We start from the raw sequence: 1365 nt of genomic DNA, 5'->3' as shown, positions 1-1365 counted from the left end.
TGAAGTGACCCCCGAAAGTTGGACGGTGTGACAGCTATGCTGTTGCGAGCAGAGACCGGTATGCGACCGGGCTCACGCCTCCTAGCTTCATCTTGATACGTTTGTGATTGTAGTAGTGAATGTAGTTTTTCAGTCCGGCGTGGAGTTCATCAACGTCTCGAAACTTGTTTAGGTGGAAGAATTCTGACTTTAGTGTGCCAAAGAAGCTTTCCATCGCCGCGTTGTCGAGGCAATTGCCCCGGCGCGACATGCTTTGTTTGACAGAATGCTTGTCCAAAGCCTTCCGATAGACCGGCATTTGGTATTGCCAGCCTTGATCCGAGTGGAGTATGGGTCTGTCGTTCGGTCCGAGGCGCGCGAACGCTCTCTTGAGCATGGTCCCAACCATGTCGAACAGAGGTCGTCGGGCTATCTCGAAAGCGATAACCTCGGCGTTGTACAGGTCGAGAACGGGCGAGAGATACAGCTTCTCGCCACCGACATTGAACTCGGTGACGTCAGTTACCCATTTGTCGTTCGGACGCTTCGCATCGAATCGCCGTTCAGGAATGTTCGGTGCCGCAAGGCCCACCTCGCCTCTGAATGCACGGTACTTTTTCAACCGGACGTACGACTTCAGCCGAAGTTCACCCATCAGGCGCTGAATTGTCTTGTGGTTGATCTTGGTGCCTTCTTGCCGTATCACGGCAGTGATGCGGCGATAGCCATACCGCCCCTTATGCTCGTCAAAGATCGAGCGAATCCGGACCTTCAGGCTTGCATACTTGTCGGCAATCCCGAGCGCCTTCTTCTGATAGTAGAAGGTACTCCGTGCCAGGCCCGCCACCTTGAGCAAGCCAGCGAGTGGATATTGTTGCCTTAGTTCAAGCACGATTCGCGCTTTTACTGCTGCGCTTCTTGCTTCTTCGCTTGAACTAAGGCGTCGAGTTTTTTTAGGTATGCGTTCTCCATTCGAAGATGATCCAGTTCTGCCAGCAACTCTTTGCGGCTAGGGGAGCTGCCATCATATGACTTCGGCTGAGGCTTTTTAGTTGACGGCTTTTTCATTCTTGGGCGGCGCACGGAAGCGTACGGCGACAAGCCGGCCATGCCGCCTTCGTCGTATGCGTGTTCCCAGTTGCCAATGATGTTGAAATTTCGGATATCAAAGAGGGCTGCAACTTGGCGGTAGGACAATTCGTCATCTCGCATACGTTGCAAAACCGATAGCTTGAATTCTAAGCTATAGGTCGCTCTACGCTTCTCCTGCACACCTTCAGCGCCATGTACGCGGTAAAGCGCTGCCCATCTACGCAGCGATTCTACGTTGATGCCATGACGTCGCGCGACGACCTTGAGCCCGTGATGGCCAGCGCAATAATCCTT

At 53.3% G+C, this 1365-nt stretch carries 1 protein-coding gene; it reads right to left on the bottom strand.

Annotated features, from left to right (window positions below; all coding sequences use genetic code 11):
• Window positions 1-34: 34 nt before the first annotated feature.
• A protein-coding gene (locus QCE79_RS32760) for an IS3 family transposase (RefSeq protein ID WP_404989459.1) occupies window positions 35-1365 on the bottom strand; the annotation gives its coding sequence in 2 pieces (ribosomal slippage) (window positions 35-925 and window positions 928-1365; 1329 coding nt annotated over the 2 pieces). This gene is flagged as partial in the annotation.

This window comes from Caballeronia sp. LZ003 (genome assembly GCF_031451465.1).
In the GTDB taxonomy this organism is placed as follows: domain Bacteria; phylum Pseudomonadota; class Gammaproteobacteria; order Burkholderiales; family Burkholderiaceae; genus Caballeronia.
The sequence above is the reverse complement of the archived record's forward strand: the minus strand, read 5'-3'. Positions and strand labels throughout refer to the sequence as shown.